We start from the raw sequence: 15669 nt of genomic DNA, 5'->3' as shown, positions 1-15669 counted from the left end.
AACTCCGGGAAGTGAAGACAGCGCAGTGTCGCGCGCGTTTGCGTCCGGCGGCAAGCTGGACCTAGGGTCAGGGCTGCATGCGGGCCACGCTGTCGGGGCTGAGGTATTTGCCAAGGATTTTGCGCAGGCTGCCGTCCTTGATCATTTGCTGCAACTGGGCCTGCCATTGCTCTGCCTGCTGCGGGTTGAAGTCGCTGCGGGCCAGCACTAGCCCGCCCGCCACGCGTTCCGAGGCGGGAAACAGGTCCAGCACCTCCACCTGTCCGGACAGGGCCGGGGAGTTGAGCCAGCGGTCGTAGCTGTGCGGATGGGCGAAGGCGGCGGTGATGATGTGCTGGGACAGCATGACGTAGAGGTCGTGTTCGTCGTTGGCCATCACCACCTTGCCGCGCTTGGCCAGCTGTTCGATGAAGGCGTCCTGTTCCGGGCTGTGGCGGTAGCCGCGGATGGTGCCCCATTTGACGGCGGGATCGGCCAGCAACTGGTCCAGCGTGCGCGCGGCGACACGGCTGGACAGCAGAATCATGTTCTTGCTGTAAAAGTAGGGGTAGATCCAGGCGTATTTCTGGCGGTCGGCGGTGGGGATGGTGGAAGTGCCCAGGTTCAATTGGCCGTGCTCCAGCATTTTCAGTACGCGGATGCGCGGGTAGGCTTCTTCCTGGGCGATCTTGCAGCCCAGCCGGCGGGCCAGTTCGTGTACCAGGTCGACATCGTAGCCGCGCCCTTCTTCATAAGCTCCGCCCATCAGGTAGTAACCCACTTTCAGGCCCTCGGCAGGGCAGGGCGAATCGCCCAGCGCCGCCGTTGATGCCAGCGCGCCGCAAAGCAGCGCCATCCAGTATGCCTTCATGCCGTTCTCCCGTACGCGTTCCGTTTAGCTATAGCCGGATTCGATGGGTCTTGCCGCATGCGAGCGATTGTTACTCCAGCATGCCGCGTACGCTGTCTTCGCTCAGGTATTTGCGCAGAATGCGCTGCAGGCTGCCGTCCGCGCGCATTTTGTCCAGTTCCGTCCGCCAGAGCCGCATCTGGGGCTCGCTGAAGCTGCGGTGGGACAGCACCAGGCCGTTTTCCAGACTGCTGTCGCGGAAGGGGTCCATGACTTTGACTTGCAGCCGTCCGCGTGGCTGGCCGTTGATCCAGTGATCGTAAATCTGGGGTTGGGAGAAGGCGGCGGAGATGGCGCCGCTGCGCAGCATATCCAGCAGGTCTTCTTCGTTGGCGGCGCAGATCAGCTTGTCTCGCTTGGCCATCTGCTGCAGGAAATAGTCCTGCAGCGGGCTGTTGCGGTAGCCGATGACGGCGCCCCATTTTAGCTTGGGGTCGTTCAGCCATTGTTCCGGCGTCTTGCCTTGCACCGCCGGGTTAAGCAGGGTCATGTTGCGGTCGCGGGTATAGGGAAGCACCCAGGCGTAGCGCAGCCGCTTTTGCAACGGGATGGTGGAGGTGGCCAGGTTGAGCTTGCCGTGCTGCACCAGCAGCAGCACACGCAAGCGCGGGTATTCGCGCTCTTCGCGGATGTTGCAGCCCAGCCGGCGCGCCAGTTCGTGGACCAGGTCCACGTCGTAGCCCTTGCCGCCTTCATAGGCGGTGGTCGTTGGGTAGTACCCAATCTTCAGTCCTTCCGCCGGGCAGGCGGGCGCTGCGGAACCGGCCTCCGCCATGGCGGCGTAAAGGCAGAGGAGGGCGGTCAGGCACTTGATCATGGCGCATCCTTTGCCGAGGGTGGATGAAAACAAGACAGGCTGCCGGAGGGCAGCCTGTCGGTGGCGCTGTAAACGCGGTTTACAGCTTGATCAGCGTGCTCTTCAGCTCAGTGTATTTTTCCAGCGCGTGCAGCGACTTGTCGCGGCCGTTGCCGGATTGCTTGAAGCCGCCGAAGGGGAAGTTCATGTCCCCGCCTTCATCATAGCAATTCACCCACACCGTGCCGGCGCGCAGGCGGCGCGCCACCTGGTGCGCGGTGCTGACGTTGGAGGTCCACACTGCGGCCGCCAGGCCGTATTCTGTGTCGTTGGCGATGCGAATGGCGTCTTCCACGTCGTCGAAGGTAATGACGGACAGCACCGGGCCGAAGATTTCCTCGCGGCAGATGGTCAGGTCGGCGCTGGGGCAGTCAAACGCCGTCGGTTCGATGAACAGGCCGGTATCCGCGTGGGCCGGTTTGCCGCCGAACAGCTTCTTGGCGCCTTCGCTGTCGCCCTTGCCGATATAGGACAGCACCTTGTCGTACTGGATGCGGTCCACGATGGCGCCCATATTGGTGGCCGGGTCCAGCGGGTCTTGCGGGTAGTAGCGGGCCGCGGCCGCTTCCAGCTCCTGCAGGAAGCGCGCCTTGATGTCGCGGTGAACCAGCACGCGGGAACCGGCGGTGCAGACTTCGCCCATATTGTAGAAGATGCCGCCGGCGGCGGCGCGCGCCGCCTGGGCGACGTCCGGGCAGTCCGGCAGAATGATGTTGGGCGATTTGCCGCCCAGTTCCAGCCAGACGCGCTTGAGGTTGGATTGCGCGGCGTAGCCGGCGATCAGCTTGCCCACGCCGGTGGAGCCGGTGAAGGCGACGCAGTCCACGTCCATGTGCAGCGCCAGCAGCTTGCCCACGTCGCCTGCGCCGGGCAGGACTTGGAACACGCCGTTGGGGATGCCGGCTTCTTTAGCCAGCGCCGCCAGGCGGATGGCGGTGAGCGGGGATTTTTCCGAGGGCTTGATGATCACCGGGTTGCCGGCGGCCAGCGCCGGGCCAAATTTCCAGCTGGCCATCATGATGGGGTAGTTCCACGGCACGATGGCGGCCACCACGCCGATGGCTTCGCGGGTGACCAGGCCCACTACCTTGGGATCCACCGGCGCTACTTCGCCGCCTATCTTGTCGATGGCTTCGGCGAACCATTCCACGCAGTAGGCGCTGCCGGGCAGGTCCACGCTGAGGGTGTCGCTGATGGGTTTGCCCACGTCCAGGGTTTCCAGCAGCGCCAACTCATCGCCGTGCTCGTAGATCAGCGCGGCGAAGCGCTTGAGGATGCGGCCGCGCTCGCGCGGCGGCAGGCCGGACCAGGCGCCGGAGTCGAAGGCTTGACGCGCGGCGCGTACCGCGCGCTCCACGTCGGCCTCGCCGCACCAGGCCACGTCGGCCAGCTTCTCGCCGTTGGCGGGGTTGTTGCAGGCAAAGCTTTTGCCGTCTTGCGCCGCGCAGTACTCGCCGGCGATGAAGGCGCGCCCTTCGATCTTCAGTTGAGCGGCGAATTGCTTCCATTCGGCATGCGTTCTAGCCATTTACTCTCTCCTTTGATTGATCCTGCGCCGTTCGTTGGCGGCGCCGGTATCGCTTGACGCGGGTTTGACTGCTTTGTTGTCTGTCGTGGGCTTGGAGCCGGCGCGGCGGGCAAAGCTCCCCGGCCTGGCCTTATGGCCTGCTGGTCGCCGGATACGGTCTTGCCGGCGCTTCTTGTTCTCAATGGTTCTCAGAACTACGATCTCTCTAGCTAAGGTGAGACAAGGCGAAAACAGCTGAGAAAGCGGAGTGTACATACGGTACATGAGCATTTCGAAGTTGGTTTCAACGCCGTATCGCCGACGCGCAGTAGATCGTAAACAGGTTCTCAGAATGTGGGCGGCGAACTGGCGCTCACCACTTCGCAGGTTTCAGTCCCGGCATTGCGAAAGCGATGCGGCAGCCGGCTGTCGAAGTAATACGCGTCCCCCGGCCCCAGGACGCGGCTCTCGTTGTTCACGGTCACTTCTATACTGCCTTTAATGATGACGCCGCCCTCTTGGCCGTCGTGCGTCAACATGTCCGGCCCGGTGTCTGCGCCGGTTTCGTAGACTTCGCGCAGGATGGCGATGTCGCGTTTGTCGTGGGCGGTGCCCACCAGCAGCAGTTGGATCTGCTCATTGCCCAGGTTGGGTAATTCGTGGGCCTGGTAGAACACTCTGGCTTGTTCCGGGTCGGAATCGAAGGTGAAAAAGTCCGCCAGCGTCATCGGCAGGCCTTCCAGCACTTTTTTCAGCGAGCTGATCGAAGGGCTGACCCGATTCTGCTCTATCAGCGAAATGGTGCCGTTGGTGACTCCGGCTCGCTTGGCCAGCTCCCGCTGAGACAGCCCGAAACGATCCCTGACCATGCGTAATCTCGCGCCAACGTCCATGGATTCCTGCTCCGTCAGTATGTTAATAATTTTAGACGCTTTATGATAATTATTTTGTACGGACTCTGCACTACTTGCTGCGACGCAAAATCGAATATCTTTGCATCGTTGGGGGTTTATAGTCAGAATCAGAAACAAGGGGCAAGCGTGTTGTGAATTTTCTTAAACGCTTGCGCGGCACTTCCGCAACAAATCTAAGTGAGGAGAGCGACATGCTGATCGGTGTTCCCAAGGAGATCAAGAACCACGAGTACCGTGTTGGCCTAACCCCGTCTGGAGTCCGGGAGTTAGTCGCCAACGGTCACAAGGTTTTGGTCCAGACCCAGGCTGGCCTCGCCATCGGATTCACCGATGAACAGTATATCCAGGCCGGCGCTTCCATTGCTTCCAGCGCCGAAGAAACCTTCGAACGCAGCGACATGATCGTCAAGGTGAAAGAGCCGCAGCCGGTGGAGTGCCGGATGCTGCGCCGGGATCAGATCCTGTTCACCTATCTGCATTTGGCGCCGGATCCGGAACAGACCAAATTATTGCTGGAATCGGATGCGATTGCCATTGCTTACGAAACCGTCACCGATGAGCGAGGCGGCCTGCCGCTGCTGGCGCCGATGTCGGAAGTGGCAGGACGCATGGCGATACAGGCCGGCGCGCACGCGCTGGAAAAAGCCCAGGGCGGCCGCGGCGTGCTGCTGGGCGGCGTGCCGGGCGTGGCCCCGGCGCGAGTGGTGGTGATAGGCGGCGGCGTGGTGGGGCTGAACGCCGCGCGCATGGCCATGGGTGCCGGCGCCGAGGTCACCATCCTGGATAAGTCGCTGCCGCGCTTGAAAGAAATCGACATGGTGTTCGGCGGCCGCATCAAGACGCTGGTGTCCAACTCCGCCAACATCGAAGACTGTCTGCGCGAGGCCGACCTGGTGATCGGCGCGGTGCTGATTCCGGGAGCTGCGGCACCCAAGCTGGTGACGCGGCCGATGCTGAAAATCATGAAGCCCGGCGCGGTGCTGGTGGACGTGGCGATAGATCAGGGCGGTTGCTTCGAGACCAGCCGGCCCACCACGCACCAAGACCCTATTTACGTGGTGGACGGCATCGTCCATTACTGCGTGGCCAATATGCCCGGCGGCGTGGCGCGCACCTCCACCCAGGCGCTGACCAACGCCACGCTGCCGTACACGCTGGAGCTGGCCAATAAGGGCTGGCGCCAAGCTTTACTGGATAACGCTCATTTGCGCAACGGCCTCAACGTCTGCCGCGGCCGGCTCACTTATCAGGCGGTGGCTCAGGCGCTGAGTCACCCGTTCATCGACCCGATAGAAGCCATCAAGGCGGCTTCCTAACCCGTATCAAGGATTCGAAATGTTGCAAGCTATCATCGGCATACCCTGTGACATCAAGATGGTAGGCCCGTTGCCGTTCCACGCCGCAGGTGAAAAATACATCGCCGCGGCGGCCGGCGGCGCCGGCGGCGTGCCGGTGCTGCTGCCGGCGTTGGGCGACAAGACCGCGCTGAAGGACGTGCTGGAACTGGTGGACGGTGTGTTGCTGCCAGGCTCGCTGTCCAATGTCGAGCCGCACCGCTACGGCGGCGCGCCCAGCCGGCCCGGCACCATGCACGACCCGATGCGCGACGCCACCACCTTGCCGTTGATCCAGCAAGTGCTGGAGCAGGGCATCCCCCTGCTGGGCATCTGCCGCGGCTTTCAGGAAATCAACGTGGCGATGGGCGGGGAACTGTACCAGCACGTGCAGGAAGAAGAGGGCAAGCGGGACCACCGCGAGCCGGACACGCCGGACGTGGACGCGATGTACGCCTTGTCCCACTCGGTGCGTTTCGCCGAAGACAGCCTGCTGCGGCAATGGACCGGCCAAGACTCCGCCATGGTCAATTCCCTGCACCAGCAGGGCATCAAGCGGCTGTCCGATCGTTTGATCTGCGAGGCGGTGGCCGACGACGGCCTGGTGGAGGCCTACCGCGTGCGCGACGCCAAGGGCTTCGCCTTCGCCGCGCAATGGCATCCGGAATGGAAGTATTGGGAGAACCCGCTGTCCATGGCCATCTTCAAAGCATTTGGCGACGCCTGCCGCCAACGCCGCAACCAGCGGCAACGCGGGCCGCAATTAACCGAGACCTTGTGTCACCACTCGGAATAACACACACAGAGGAAGAACATCATGACCCATCAGATCAATGAATGGCTGCGAGAGCACCGGATCACTGAAGTCGAGTGTATCGTCCCCGACATGACCGGCGTGGCGCGCGGCAAGATCGTGCCCAAGGACAAGTTCGTGTCCGACCCGGAAATGCGCCTGCCCGAAGTCGTGCTGATCCAGACCGTGACCGGGGACTACCCCGACGACAGCATGCTGGACCTGACCGACCCGGACATGGTGCTGGCCCCGGACCCGAACACCCTGCGCTTCGTGCCCTGGGCCGTCGATCCCACCGCGCAATTGATCTATGACTGTCTGCGCGCCGATGGCAGCCCGGTGGACGTGGCGCCGCGCAATGTGCTCAAACGCGTGATCGGCCTGTTTGACGAGATGGGGCTGGAGCCGGTGCTGGCTCCGGAAATGGAGTTCTACCTGCTGTCCCCCAACCCGGACCCGGACATTCCGCTGTCCGCGCCGGTGGGGAGAACCGGCCGCGCCGAGTTCGGCCGCCGCTCTTATTCCATCGACGCGGTCAACGAGTTCGATCCGTTGTTCGAGGACATCTACGATTATTGCCACGCGCAGAACCTGGAAGTGGACACCCTGATTCACGAAGTGGGCACCGCGCAGATGGAAATCAACTTCCTGCACGGCAACCCGCTGGAACTGGCGGACCAGGTGTTCCTGTTCAAGCGCACCGTGCGCGAGGCGGCGTTCCGCCACAATATGTACGCCACCTTCATGGCCAAGCCGATGGAAAACGAGCCGGGCTCCGCCATGCACATGCACCAGAGCTTGGTGGACAAGAACACCGGCCGCAATGTGTTCACCAATGAAGACGGCAGCCCGTCCGATTTGTTCTTCCACTACATCGCCGGCCTGCAGAAATACGTGCCCCAGTCCATGCCGTTGTTTGCGCCGTATGTGAACTCATTCCGCCGTTTGTCTCGCTATACCGCGGCGCCGACCAACGTCGAATGGGGTTACGACAACCGTACCGTGGGGCTGCGCGTGCCGCACTCCTCGCCGGCGGCGCGCCGCATTGAAAACCGCGTGCCCGGCGTGGACGTCAACCCTTATATCGCCATGGCCGCGACGCTGGCCTGCGGCTACCTGGGCATCATCAACAAGCTGCAACCCAGCGAGCCGCGCCAGACGGACGCGTATGAGCTGCCTTACCAGTTCCCCAACTCCTCGGAGGAGTCCCTGGAGCAACTGGCTTCCTGCAAGGAAATGGCCGAGGTGCTGGGCGAACGCTTCGTCAGCATGTACGTGGGAATGAAGGAGAAGGAGTTCTCCGAATACTTCCGCGTGATCAGCCCGTGGGAGCGCAAGTTCCTGCTGCTGCACGTGTGATTTAGCTATGACATTGGGCTGATTTGTCCGTTAGAATCAGCCCGGACAGCCAGGATAAGCACTGAAAATACGCCAATGGCGAAGGAGGGGCGGCAGAGAACATCTACGCCCCGTTGGAGAATACTGGAAGGAAGTCCTATGCAGAATCAACAACGCACGACCGAACAATGGCGCCAACTGGATGCCGCGCATCATCTGCATCCGTTTACCGATACCCAATCGTTGAACCAGCAGGGCGCGCGGGTGATGACTCGCAGCGAGGGGATTTACCTGTGGGATTCCGAGGGCAATAAGATCATCGACGGCATGGCCGGCCTGTGGTGCGTCAATATCGGCTACGGCCGCAAGGAACTGTCCGACGTGGCCAAGAGCCAGATGGACGAACTGCCCTTCTACAACACCTTCTTCAAGACCACCCACCCGGCCGTGGTGGAGCTGTCCCACCTGCTGGCGCAAGTGACGCCGGCCGGCTACGAGCATGTGTTCTACACCAACTCCGGCTCCGAGGCGGTGGATACCATGATACGCATGGTGCGTCATTACTGGGACGTGCAAGGCAAGAAGGACAAGAAGACCCTGATCGGCCGCTGGAACGGCTATCACGGCTCCACCATCGGCGGCTCCAGCCTGGGCGGCATGAAGTATATGCACGAGCAGGGCGACTTGCCGATTCCGGGCATGGCCCACGTTGAGCAGCCGTGGTGGTACAAATACGGCAAGGATCTGAGCCCGGACGAGTTCGGCGTGGTGGCCGCGCGCTGGGTGGAAGAGAAAATCCTGGAAATCGGCCCGGAAAAAGTGGCGGCCTTCGTGGGCGAACCCATCCAGGGCGCCGGCGGCGTGATTATCCCGCCGGCCACTTACTGGCCGGAAGTGGAACGCATCTGCCGCAAATACGATGTGCTGCTGGTGGCCGATGAAGTGATCTGCGGCTTTGGCCGCACCGGCGAGTGGTTCGGCTTCGAGCACTTCGGCTTCCGTCCGGACATCTTCACCACCGCCAAAGGCCTGTCCTCCGGCTATCTGCCCATCGGCGCGGTCTTTGTGGGCGAACGCGTGGCCCAGGGCCTGATCGCCGGCGGCGATTTCAACCACGGCTTCACCTACTCCGGCCACCCGGTGGCCAGCGCGGTGGCGCGCGTCAATATCGAACTCCTGCGCGACGAAGGCATCATCGACCGCGTCAAGAACGAAACCGGTCCCTATATGCAGAAGCGCTGGCGCGAGACCTTCAGCCAGTTCGAGCACGTGGACGATGTGCGCGGCGTCGGCCTGATCCAGGCGTTCACCCTGGTCAAGGACAAGAGCAAGCGCGAGCTGTTCCCGGAGTTCGGCGACGTCGGCCTGATGTGCCGCGACATCTTCTTCAGCAACAACCTGATCATGCGCGCCTGCGGCGACCACATCGTGTCCGCGCCGCCGCTGGTGATCAGCAAGGCTGAAATCGATGAAATGCTGGGCGTGGCCGCGCGTTGCATGGAGACGTTCGAGCGCAAATTGAAGGACAGCGGCCTTGTCTGAGCCGGGGTCGCGCATGCGCTGGGATCAAGCCGGAGCGGTAAGCTCCGGCTTTTTTCTTGCGGCGCTTGGCGGGCGCTTGCCTGAAAATGACTTTGTCTTAGTGGTTTAAAGGCGGTGTCTCGACTTGGTTTCGTCATTTTTCAGCGCTAGTGAATATCACCTTCCATGTTTTTTGCAGCTGGGAAAGCGGGTTGATACAATTCAATCCGCTTTTTCTATTATGAATAGAATAAAAGTCGTGCTGTAATGGAAATCGCAGCGATCCGAAAAATCACAAAGACAGGACTTGACGCATGTTCGTCGGAATCGGGTACCTCATAATTCTTGGCTCCGTGCTGGGGGGATTCGTCGCTGCGGGGGGCCATCTCGCCGCGTTGATGCAGCCGCTGGAGGTGGTGATGATCGCGGGCGCCGCGCTCGGCGCTTTCGTGGTGGCCAACGGCGGCGCGCCGCTGAAGGCGACGATGAAGGCCTTCCCCACCGTGTTCAAGGGCACGCCTTATGGCAAGGCCTTCTACATGGAACTGTTCTCGCTGCTGTTCGAGATTCTGACCAAGGTGCGCAAGGAAGGCCTGATGTCCATCGAGGCCGACGTCGAGAATCCGGAAGCTAGTCCTGTCTTTTCCAAATACACCACTGTTCTGCACGACCACCATGTCGTGGAGTTCATCTGCGATTACCTGCGCCTGATGGTGGGCGGCAACCTCAACGCCTTCGAAATCGAGAACCTGATGGATGTGGAGATCGAAACCCACCATCACGAAGGCGAAGTGCCCGTCAACGCGGTTAAAGGCCTGGCCGACGGCCTGCCGGCCTTTGGTATCGTGGCGGCGGTCATGGGGGTGGTGCACACTATGGAGTCTGTGGGCGCGCCGCCGTCCGAACTGGGGATGCTGATCGCCCACGCGCTGGTGGGCACCTTCCTCGGTATCTTGCTGGCTTACGGCTTTGTCGGCCCGCTGGCCACCATTCTGGAGCACAAGCTGGGTGACGGCACCCGGGTGTACCAGACCATCAAGGTCACCATTCTGGCCAGCCTCAACGGCTATGCGCCGCAAGTGGCGGTGGAGTTTGGCCGCAAAGTCTTGGCTTCGCATGATCGTCCGTCCTTCAAGGAACTGGAAGATCACGTGAAACAGGCGAAGAAATAAGCGGGGGGAGCGATCATGGCTGACGAATCGCAACGGCCCATTATCGTCAAACGCATCAAGAAGGGCGGCCACGGCCACCATGGCGGGGCCTGGAAGATTGCCTACGCCGACTTCGTGACCGCGATGATGGCCTTCTTCCTGCTGATGTGGCTGCTGGGTTCTGCCTCGCAGGGCACGCTGAACGGCATCGCCGAATACTTCAAGACGCCGCTGAAAGTGGCGCTGTCCGGCGGCGCAGGCGCCGGCGACGCCACCTCCGTGATCAAGGGCGGCGGCAACGATTTGACCAAGCAGACCGGCCAGGTCAACAAGTCGGGCTCGCCGCAGGACGAGATCATGCGCAAGCAGCAGGAAAAAGTGGCGATGGAGCAGTTGCAGAACAAGATCCAGAGCACGGTGGATCACAGCGAACTGCTCAAGGAGTACAAGAATCAACTCAAGCTGGAGATCACACCGGACGGGTTGAAGATCCAGATCGTCGATGAGCAGAACCGCTCGATGTTCGACTCTGGCAGCTCGCGCATGCTGCCGCATACTCGCGTGTTGCTGCAGCAACTGGCTAAAGAGTTGAACATGATGCCGAACAAGATCAGCATCTCCGGCCATACCGACGCCAAGCCCTTTGGCAGCGGCCAGGGCGGTTACAGCAACTGGGAGCTGTCCGCGGACCGGGCCAACGCGGCGCGGCGCGAACTGGTGGCCGGCGGCCTGCAGGACAACAAAGTGTTGCGCGTGGTGGGCCTGTCTTCGGCCAACCCGCTGGTCAAGACCAATGTGTTCAGCCCGGAAAACCGGCGCATCGCCATTGTGGTGCTGAACAAGGAAGCGGAGAGCAATATCCTCAACGACGGCTACAAGCCGCAGATGAACCAGGAAGTGATCGGCGGGCCCGCGGAAAGCGGGGCCGAGCCAGCCGCCGCGCCGGCGGAAACGCCGGCCAAATAATCCTGATGCGAGCGTTGCCTTGTTGAGCCGCTTGCGTCATCTTGGCCTGCAACTGCTGGCTGCGTTGGCGGCGATGTTTTTTGTCGCGCCCGCCGCCCAGCCCCTGGGTTGGGCGATCCTGCAAGGCCTGTGCGCGGCGGCCTTGGCCATTTTCATGCGTTTGCCCGGCTGGCAGCGCTTGCTGCACGGCTTGTTTGTGCCCGCGCTGGCCTTGATGCATCAGGCGGCCTTGCCGTCCTGGGTGTATTTGCTGGGGTTGGCGCTGACTTTCGCGCTGGGCCGCAACGCCGTGCTGGAGCGTGTGCCCTTGTATCGCTCCTCGGCCCAGGCGGCGGAGCGCCTGGCCGAGCTCCTGCCGGGGCGGGCCGCCTTGCTGGAAGCCGGCTGCGGCGATGGCAGGCTGGCGGTCTGGCTGTGCCGGTTGCGGCCGGATCTCCGGGTGAGGGCGCTGGAAAGCGCCTGGGGCAGTTGGCTGTTGGCCCGCGCGCGCTGGTGGTTGGCCCGGCGGCCGCGGCGGTTGGAGTTCTCCTGCCGCAGTTTTTGGCGGGAGCCGTGGGGAGAGTACGATGCGGTCTATGTGTTTCTGTCCCCGGAGCCGATGGCGCGCGTCTGGCGCAAGTTTGTGGCTGAGGGACGGCCCGGCAGCCTGCTGGTCAGCAATACTTTCGCCGTTCCCGATGTCGAACCCGATGAACGCATCCCGCTGGGAGGCGCTTTGCAAACCGAACTACTGATCTGGCGCCACCCTCATGGAGCTTGCTAACTGGATCAAGTCCATCGCCGAACGGCGCTGGCCGATTCTGCCCAATACGCTGGGCGAGCTGAAGGACATCTGCGCTCGCCACAGCGATCTGATCAATTTCACCGACCTCGCCAATCTCTGTTTGTCCGATCCCTTCCTGCTGTTGGACTTGGTTCGGGTGGTGGGCGGTTCGCGCGCCTTGCAACGCAATGAGAGCATCCCCTCGGTGGAGCAGACGCTGCTGCTGATGGGGCTGGAGGCGGTCACCAACCGCTTTGGCCGTGTCGCGGCGCTGGAAGCGGTGCCGGACAAGCTGGACGTGGAGGTGTTGGAGGCCGTGGAGGATTGGCTGGGCCGCTCCCGGGTGGCGGCCTTGCTGATCAAGGAGTGGCTCTCTTTGCAGGGCGATCACAAGGTGGAGGACTGTTTCGTGGCCGCCTTGCTGTACAATCTGCCCGCCTGCTTGTTCATGATGCAGCGCAATCAGTTGCCGGACCGCCCGCTGCTGCAGGAAATGTCCAACGCCTTCGATTGCGATTACGCTCAGGTGCTGGAGCAATTCATCAAGCTGATGCCTTTGCCGACCGGCCTGAACGCCTTGCTGGGGCCGGGCAGCCCGACCAAGCGCCGCCAGTTGCTGCGCCTGGCGATGGCCACCGCCAACTCTTTGGAGCAGGGCACTTGGCGCAGCACCTGGCAGGTGGGGGTGGAGGCCGCGGCCAAGCTGATAGGCTGCGCGCCGTATCTGGCGCATCAGGCGGTGGTGCACGCGGCTTTGTCGGTGGCGCGCCACCCCAGGGCGGTGGGTTATACGTACCCGGTGCGCAGCCTGTTGATGCTGGAAGGCGAGTATAAGCGCCCGAGTTTGCAGAAAACCGCCGCTTTGAGCGATGTCGAGCAGATGGAGAAGGCGATACGCGAATCCATCCGCCACCTGGCCAACGACCTCAAGTTCGAGCGGGTACTGTATTACCGCTATGATCAGGACGCGCATGCGTTGAAACTGCGTTATCAGTTGGGCTTGGGCGATAGCCACCCGTTGCGCAAGCTGTCCTTGGGGCTGGAGCCGGGCTCCTTCTTCGCGGTGTTGACCAGCAAGCCGCAAAGTTTTCACGCGCCGGCCTCGGTACGCCAGCAGTTGGAGCGGCGCTACGAAGATCTGTTTTTCGAGCATGTCGGGGACAATGAATTCGCCCTGATCACCCTGTTTGTCGGGCACGCGCTGTCCGGCGTGTTCTATGTCGACAACGGCCATAGCGGCCAAGCGATCGACGAGGACAGTTATCACCGATTCAAGGATTTAGTGGCGCGCCTGACCCTGCTGCCGCAATAGGACACATGTCGTACATCAGCAAAACCATCACCTCCGCCCATAACGACGAAATCAAGCAATTGGCGCGCTTGGCGCAGAGCCCGCGCGAACGCCGCAAGCAACAAGCGATGTTGCTGGAGGGCATTCATCTGACCGAGTCCTGTCTGGACGCCGGCATCGTGCCCGAGCGGGTGTATCTCAACGAGGCGGCGGCAGCGCATCCGGAGGTGCAAGCCTTGTTGCGGCGCCTGAGCGCGCCGACTGTCGTGATCACGGTGCCGGAAACCGTGCTCGCCAAGGCCACGGCACTGGCTAGCGCCGGGGAATTGCTGGCCTTGTGCCCACGGCCGCAGCCGCGCCCCAGCCCGGCGGGCGCGTCCCGGGTGATGCTGGAGGATATACAGGATCCGGGCAATCTGGGCACCATCTTGCGCTGCGCGGCCGCGGCGGGGGTCCGCGATGTGGCGCTCTCCAAGGGCTGCGTCGATGTGTATTCGCCCAAGGTGCTTCGCGCCGGCATGGGCGCGCACTTCGTGTTGAACATCCATGAACAAGTCGATTTGTGCGCGGAGCTGGCGAGCTACGACGGCCGCAAGCTAGTGACTCATCTGGAGGGCTCCACCTCGCTGTACGCGCAGGATTTGCGCGGGCCGGTGGCTTTCGTGTTTGGCAACGAGGGCGCCGGCGTCAGCGCCGAGGCGCTGGCCCTGGCCGATGCGCGGGTGAGGATTCCGATGCCGGGCCATGCGGAATCGCTGAATGTGGCGATGGCGGCGACGGTGTGTTTGTTCGAGCGGGTGAGGCAGCTGGAGGCGGCGGCCGGTTGAGTCGCGCCGCCCGCCGCCAGAGACGGAGAGGAACGAATGGAGCGCTTTGCGTTGGCGGAACGTATTCTGCCCAGCTATCAGTTTGTCGAGACGCATTCCCGCATTCTGGCCGCGGATGCGGCCTCGGCGCTGGACGCGGTGCAGCGCATCGCGCCGGCGGACGATCCCTGGGCGCGGCGTTTCATGGCGCTGCGTGAACTGCCCGGCCGTCTGAGCGGCGCTTTGCCCGGCAATCGCCCGCCGTTCGGCATGCACAGTTTCACGCCGCTGGCGCGCGACGGCGATAGCGAATTGACCTTGGGCCTGGCGGGCGCTTTCTGGCGCGCGGACTTCGGCCTGCGCGAGATCGGCGGCCTTGAGGATTTCATGGCTTTGCATGAGCCGGGCGTGGCCCGGCTGCTGTTGAGTTTCCATTGCGAAACCGTCGCCGAGGGCGTTCGCCTATCGACTCAGACCCGCGTGCATTGTCCCGATGCGGCAACCCGTTGGCGTTTCGCCCCGTACTGGTATCTGATTCGTCCGGTCAGCGGCCTGATCCGCCGACGCATGCTGCGGCAGGTAGAGCGGGAGTTGCTGCGCGGCGAGGCAATGGCTTGAGTCTTTGAGTATGAATATTGAGTAGCGATTGGTTTTTATTTTGGCTGGTTTGCTTTATCATGCGCCGGAGATATTTAGACGGCAAATTGAAGCAAAGGAAGCCAGACCATATGAATGAAGCCGCGCTCGACTCTCCCTCCTCCCGCTTCGGCGGGCTTTCTTCTTTTCTGTGGCAGCAGTGGGCCACCATCGGTCTGGTGCTCGCCAATCTGATTGTTTATGTCTGGATGGGCGCCTCGGGCGTTTCTTGGACCGAGCCCGATCCCGAGCAGCTGGTGAGTTGGGGCGCCAATCTGGCGCCGTTCACCCTGGGCGGCGACAGCTGGCGGCTGTTGAGCAGCATGTTCGTGCATGGCGGCGCCATGCATTTGCTGCTCAATATGTATATGTTGCTGCTGATCGGACCCTTGGCGCAAAAGCGCTTTGGCGGCGTCGGTTTCCTGGCCATTTATCTCTCCGCCGGCCTGGTGGCGGGCCTGGTCAGCGCTTGGTGGTACGGCACGCATCCGGTGACCAATCTGCTGATGCAGAGCAGCATCCGCCTGGTGGCCAGCGTGGGCGCGTCCGGGCCGGAGCGCTGTGCGTGGCCGGCCTCAGCGACGCCGACATGGGCGGTTCGCAGGGCAAGGCCCTGGCGCAAGTGGTGTTGTTGAACCTGGGCATGGGCTTCATGGTGTCCGGCGTTGACCAGGCTTGCCATGTCGGTGGCCTCCTGGCCGGTCTGCCGCTGGGCGCGCTGGGCTGGTCGGAGCGCTTGAAGCGGCGTCCGCTGCAACGGTTGTTGGTGTTCGTCGCTCTGGCGGGCGCGGCGGCCCTGGGCGTGCATCAGGCGAGCCAGGCGCTGGGTTCCGAAGATTTGAACGAGCTGGCGGCGCAGTTGCGTCAACAGCAGGCCGCGCAGCCCACGTTGCCTTGACGCCGC

16 protein-coding genes are annotated in these 15669 nt (G+C 62.6%); 12 read left to right on the top strand and 4 right to left on the bottom strand.

Features of this window, described 5'->3' with window-relative positions; translation table 11 throughout:
• Positions 1-67 precede the first annotated feature (67 nt).
• The 4 genes from B0T39_RS15030 to B0T39_RS15010 form a co-directional block, all read right to left on the bottom strand.
• Positions 68-850: a substrate-binding periplasmic protein gene (locus B0T39_RS15030; RefSeq protein WP_081547967.1), complete on the bottom strand. Its 783-nt coding sequence runs from the start codon at positions 848-850 to the stop codon at positions 68-70.
• 70 nt (positions 851-920) lie between these two features.
• Positions 921-1706 carry a substrate-binding periplasmic protein gene (locus B0T39_RS15025; protein ID WP_081547966.1) on the bottom strand — a complete coding sequence of 262 codons (786 nt, stop codon included), beginning with the start codon at positions 1704-1706 and terminating at the stop codon, positions 921-923.
• A gap of 79 nt (positions 1707-1785) precedes the next feature.
• Entirely contained in the window at positions 1786-3273 is a 1488-nt protein-coding gene (locus tag B0T39_RS15020; RefSeq protein ID WP_081547965.1) for an aldehyde dehydrogenase, read from the bottom strand.
• Positions 3274-3599: 326 nt separating this feature from the next.
• Positions 3600-4145 carry a cupin domain-containing protein gene (locus tag B0T39_RS15010; RefSeq protein WP_081547963.1) on the bottom strand — a complete coding sequence of 182 codons (546 nt, stop codon included), beginning with the start codon at positions 4143-4145 and terminating at the stop codon, positions 3600-3602.
• Between the two features lie 212 nt (positions 4146-4357).
• On the opposite strand from B0T39_RS15010, the gene ald reads away from it, so the two are divergent.
• The 12 genes from ald to B0T39_RS14950 all read left to right on the top strand — a co-directional run bounded on the left by ald (position 4358) and on the right by B0T39_RS14950 (position 15663).
• Complete coding sequence (gene ald / locus B0T39_RS15005; RefSeq protein WP_081547962.1) at positions 4358-5482, top strand: alanine dehydrogenase; 1125 nt, start codon at positions 4358-4360, stop codon at positions 5480-5482.
• A gap of 19 nt (positions 5483-5501) precedes the next feature.
• Positions 5502-6296, top strand: a complete 795-nt coding sequence (locus B0T39_RS15000) for a gamma-glutamyl-gamma-aminobutyrate hydrolase family protein (protein ID WP_081547961.1) — start codon at positions 5502-5504, stop codon at positions 6294-6296.
• A gap of 21 nt (positions 6297-6317) precedes the next feature.
• Positions 6318-7652, top strand: coding sequence for a glutamine synthetase family protein (locus B0T39_RS14995; protein WP_081547960.1), 1335 nt, complete (start codon positions 6318-6320; stop codon positions 7650-7652).
• A 138-nt stretch (positions 7653-7790) separates the two neighbouring features.
• Positions 7791-9173, top strand: a complete 1383-nt coding sequence (locus B0T39_RS14990) for an aspartate aminotransferase family protein (RefSeq protein WP_019104435.1) — start codon at positions 7791-7793, stop codon at positions 9171-9173.
• Between the two features lie 293 nt (positions 9174-9466).
• Positions 9467-10324 carry a flagellar motor stator protein MotA gene (gene motA / locus B0T39_RS14985; RefSeq protein WP_039755446.1) on the top strand — a complete coding sequence of 286 codons (858 nt, stop codon included), beginning with the start codon at positions 9467-9469 and terminating at the stop codon, positions 10322-10324.
• A gap of 15 nt (positions 10325-10339) precedes the next feature.
• Positions 10340-11269, top strand: coding sequence for a flagellar motor protein MotB (gene motB, locus B0T39_RS14980; RefSeq protein ID WP_043593929.1), 930 nt, complete (start codon positions 10340-10342; stop codon positions 11267-11269).
• A 19-nt stretch (positions 11270-11288) separates the two neighbouring features.
• Positions 11289-12032, top strand: coding sequence for a class I SAM-dependent methyltransferase (locus B0T39_RS14975; protein ID WP_231138213.1), 744 nt, complete (start codon positions 11289-11291; stop codon positions 12030-12032).
• A complete protein-coding gene (locus B0T39_RS14970; RefSeq protein ID WP_043638683.1) occupies positions 12019-13344 on the top strand; it encodes an HDOD domain-containing protein in 1326 nt (441 codons plus the stop codon). The genes B0T39_RS14975 and B0T39_RS14970 overlap by 14 nt, the downstream gene beginning before the upstream one ends.
• Before the next feature lie 5 nt (positions 13345-13349).
• Complete coding sequence (locus tag B0T39_RS14965) at positions 13350-14150, top strand: TrmH family RNA methyltransferase (protein WP_081547959.1); 801 nt, start codon at positions 13350-13352, stop codon at positions 14148-14150.
• Positions 14151-14186: 36 nt separating this feature from the next.
• On the top strand, positions 14187-14747 hold the full coding sequence (locus B0T39_RS14960; protein ID WP_081547958.1) for a DUF2867 domain-containing protein: 561 nt from the start codon (positions 14187-14189) through the stop codon (positions 14745-14747).
• A 110-nt stretch (positions 14748-14857) separates the two neighbouring features.
• Positions 14858-15400, top strand: a complete 543-nt coding sequence (locus B0T39_RS14955) for a rhomboid family intramembrane serine protease (RefSeq protein WP_176219560.1) — start codon at positions 14858-14860, stop codon at positions 15398-15400.
• A complete protein-coding gene (locus B0T39_RS14950; RefSeq protein WP_081547956.1) occupies positions 15355-15663 on the top strand; it encodes a hypothetical protein in 309 nt (102 codons plus the stop codon). Before B0T39_RS14955 ends, B0T39_RS14950 begins: the two co-directional genes overlap by 46 nt.
• Positions 15664-15669 lie beyond the last annotated feature (6 nt).

This window comes from Chromobacterium haemolyticum, assembly GCF_002081825.1.
GTDB classification, from domain to species: domain Bacteria; phylum Pseudomonadota; class Gammaproteobacteria; order Burkholderiales; family Chromobacteriaceae; genus Chromobacterium; species Chromobacterium fluminis.
The sequence above is the reverse complement of the archived record's forward strand: the minus strand, read 5'-3'. Positions and strand labels throughout refer to the sequence as shown.

Bases quoted from the DNA above. Each gene is read 5' to 3' on its own strand.
- B0T39_RS15030 (WP_081547967.1), bottom strand. From the start codon at position 850: ATGAAGGCATACTGGATGGCGCTGCTTTGCGGCGCGCTGGCATCAACG.
- B0T39_RS15025 (WP_081547966.1), bottom strand. From the start codon at position 1,706: ATGATCAAGTGCCTGACCGCCCTCCTCTGCCTTTACGCCGCCATGGCG.
- B0T39_RS15020 (WP_081547965.1), bottom strand. From the start codon at position 3,273: ATGGCTAGAACGCATGCCGAATGGAAGCAATTCGCCGCTCAACTGAAG.
- B0T39_RS15010 (WP_081547963.1), bottom strand. From the start codon at position 4,145: ATGGACGTTGGCGCGAGATTACGCATGGTCAGGGATCGTTTCGGGCTG.
- ald (WP_081547962.1), top strand. From the start codon at position 4,358: ATGCTGATCGGTGTTCCCAAGGAGATCAAGAACCACGAGTACCGTGTT.
- B0T39_RS15000 (WP_081547961.1), top strand. From the start codon at position 5,502: ATGTTGCAAGCTATCATCGGCATACCCTGTGACATCAAGATGGTAGGC.
- B0T39_RS14995 (WP_081547960.1), top strand. From the start codon at position 6,318: ATGACCCATCAGATCAATGAATGGCTGCGAGAGCACCGGATCACTGAA.
- B0T39_RS14990 (WP_019104435.1), top strand. From the start codon at position 7,791: ATGCAGAATCAACAACGCACGACCGAACAATGGCGCCAACTGGATGCC.
- motA (WP_039755446.1), top strand. From the start codon at position 9,467: ATGTTCGTCGGAATCGGGTACCTCATAATTCTTGGCTCCGTGCTGGGG.
- motB (WP_043593929.1), top strand. From the start codon at position 10,340: ATGGCTGACGAATCGCAACGGCCCATTATCGTCAAACGCATCAAGAAG.
- B0T39_RS14970 (WP_043638683.1), top strand. From the start codon at position 12,019: ATGGAGCTTGCTAACTGGATCAAGTCCATCGCCGAACGGCGCTGGCCG.
- B0T39_RS14965 (WP_081547959.1), top strand. From the start codon at position 13,350: ATGTCGTACATCAGCAAAACCATCACCTCCGCCCATAACGACGAAATC.
- B0T39_RS14960 (WP_081547958.1), top strand. From the start codon at position 14,187: ATGGAGCGCTTTGCGTTGGCGGAACGTATTCTGCCCAGCTATCAGTTT.
- B0T39_RS14955 (WP_176219560.1), top strand. From the start codon at position 14,858: ATGAATGAAGCCGCGCTCGACTCTCCCTCCTCCCGCTTCGGCGGGCTT.
- B0T39_RS14950 (WP_081547956.1), top strand. From the start codon at position 15,355: ATGGGCGGTTCGCAGGGCAAGGCCCTGGCGCAAGTGGTGTTGTTGAAC.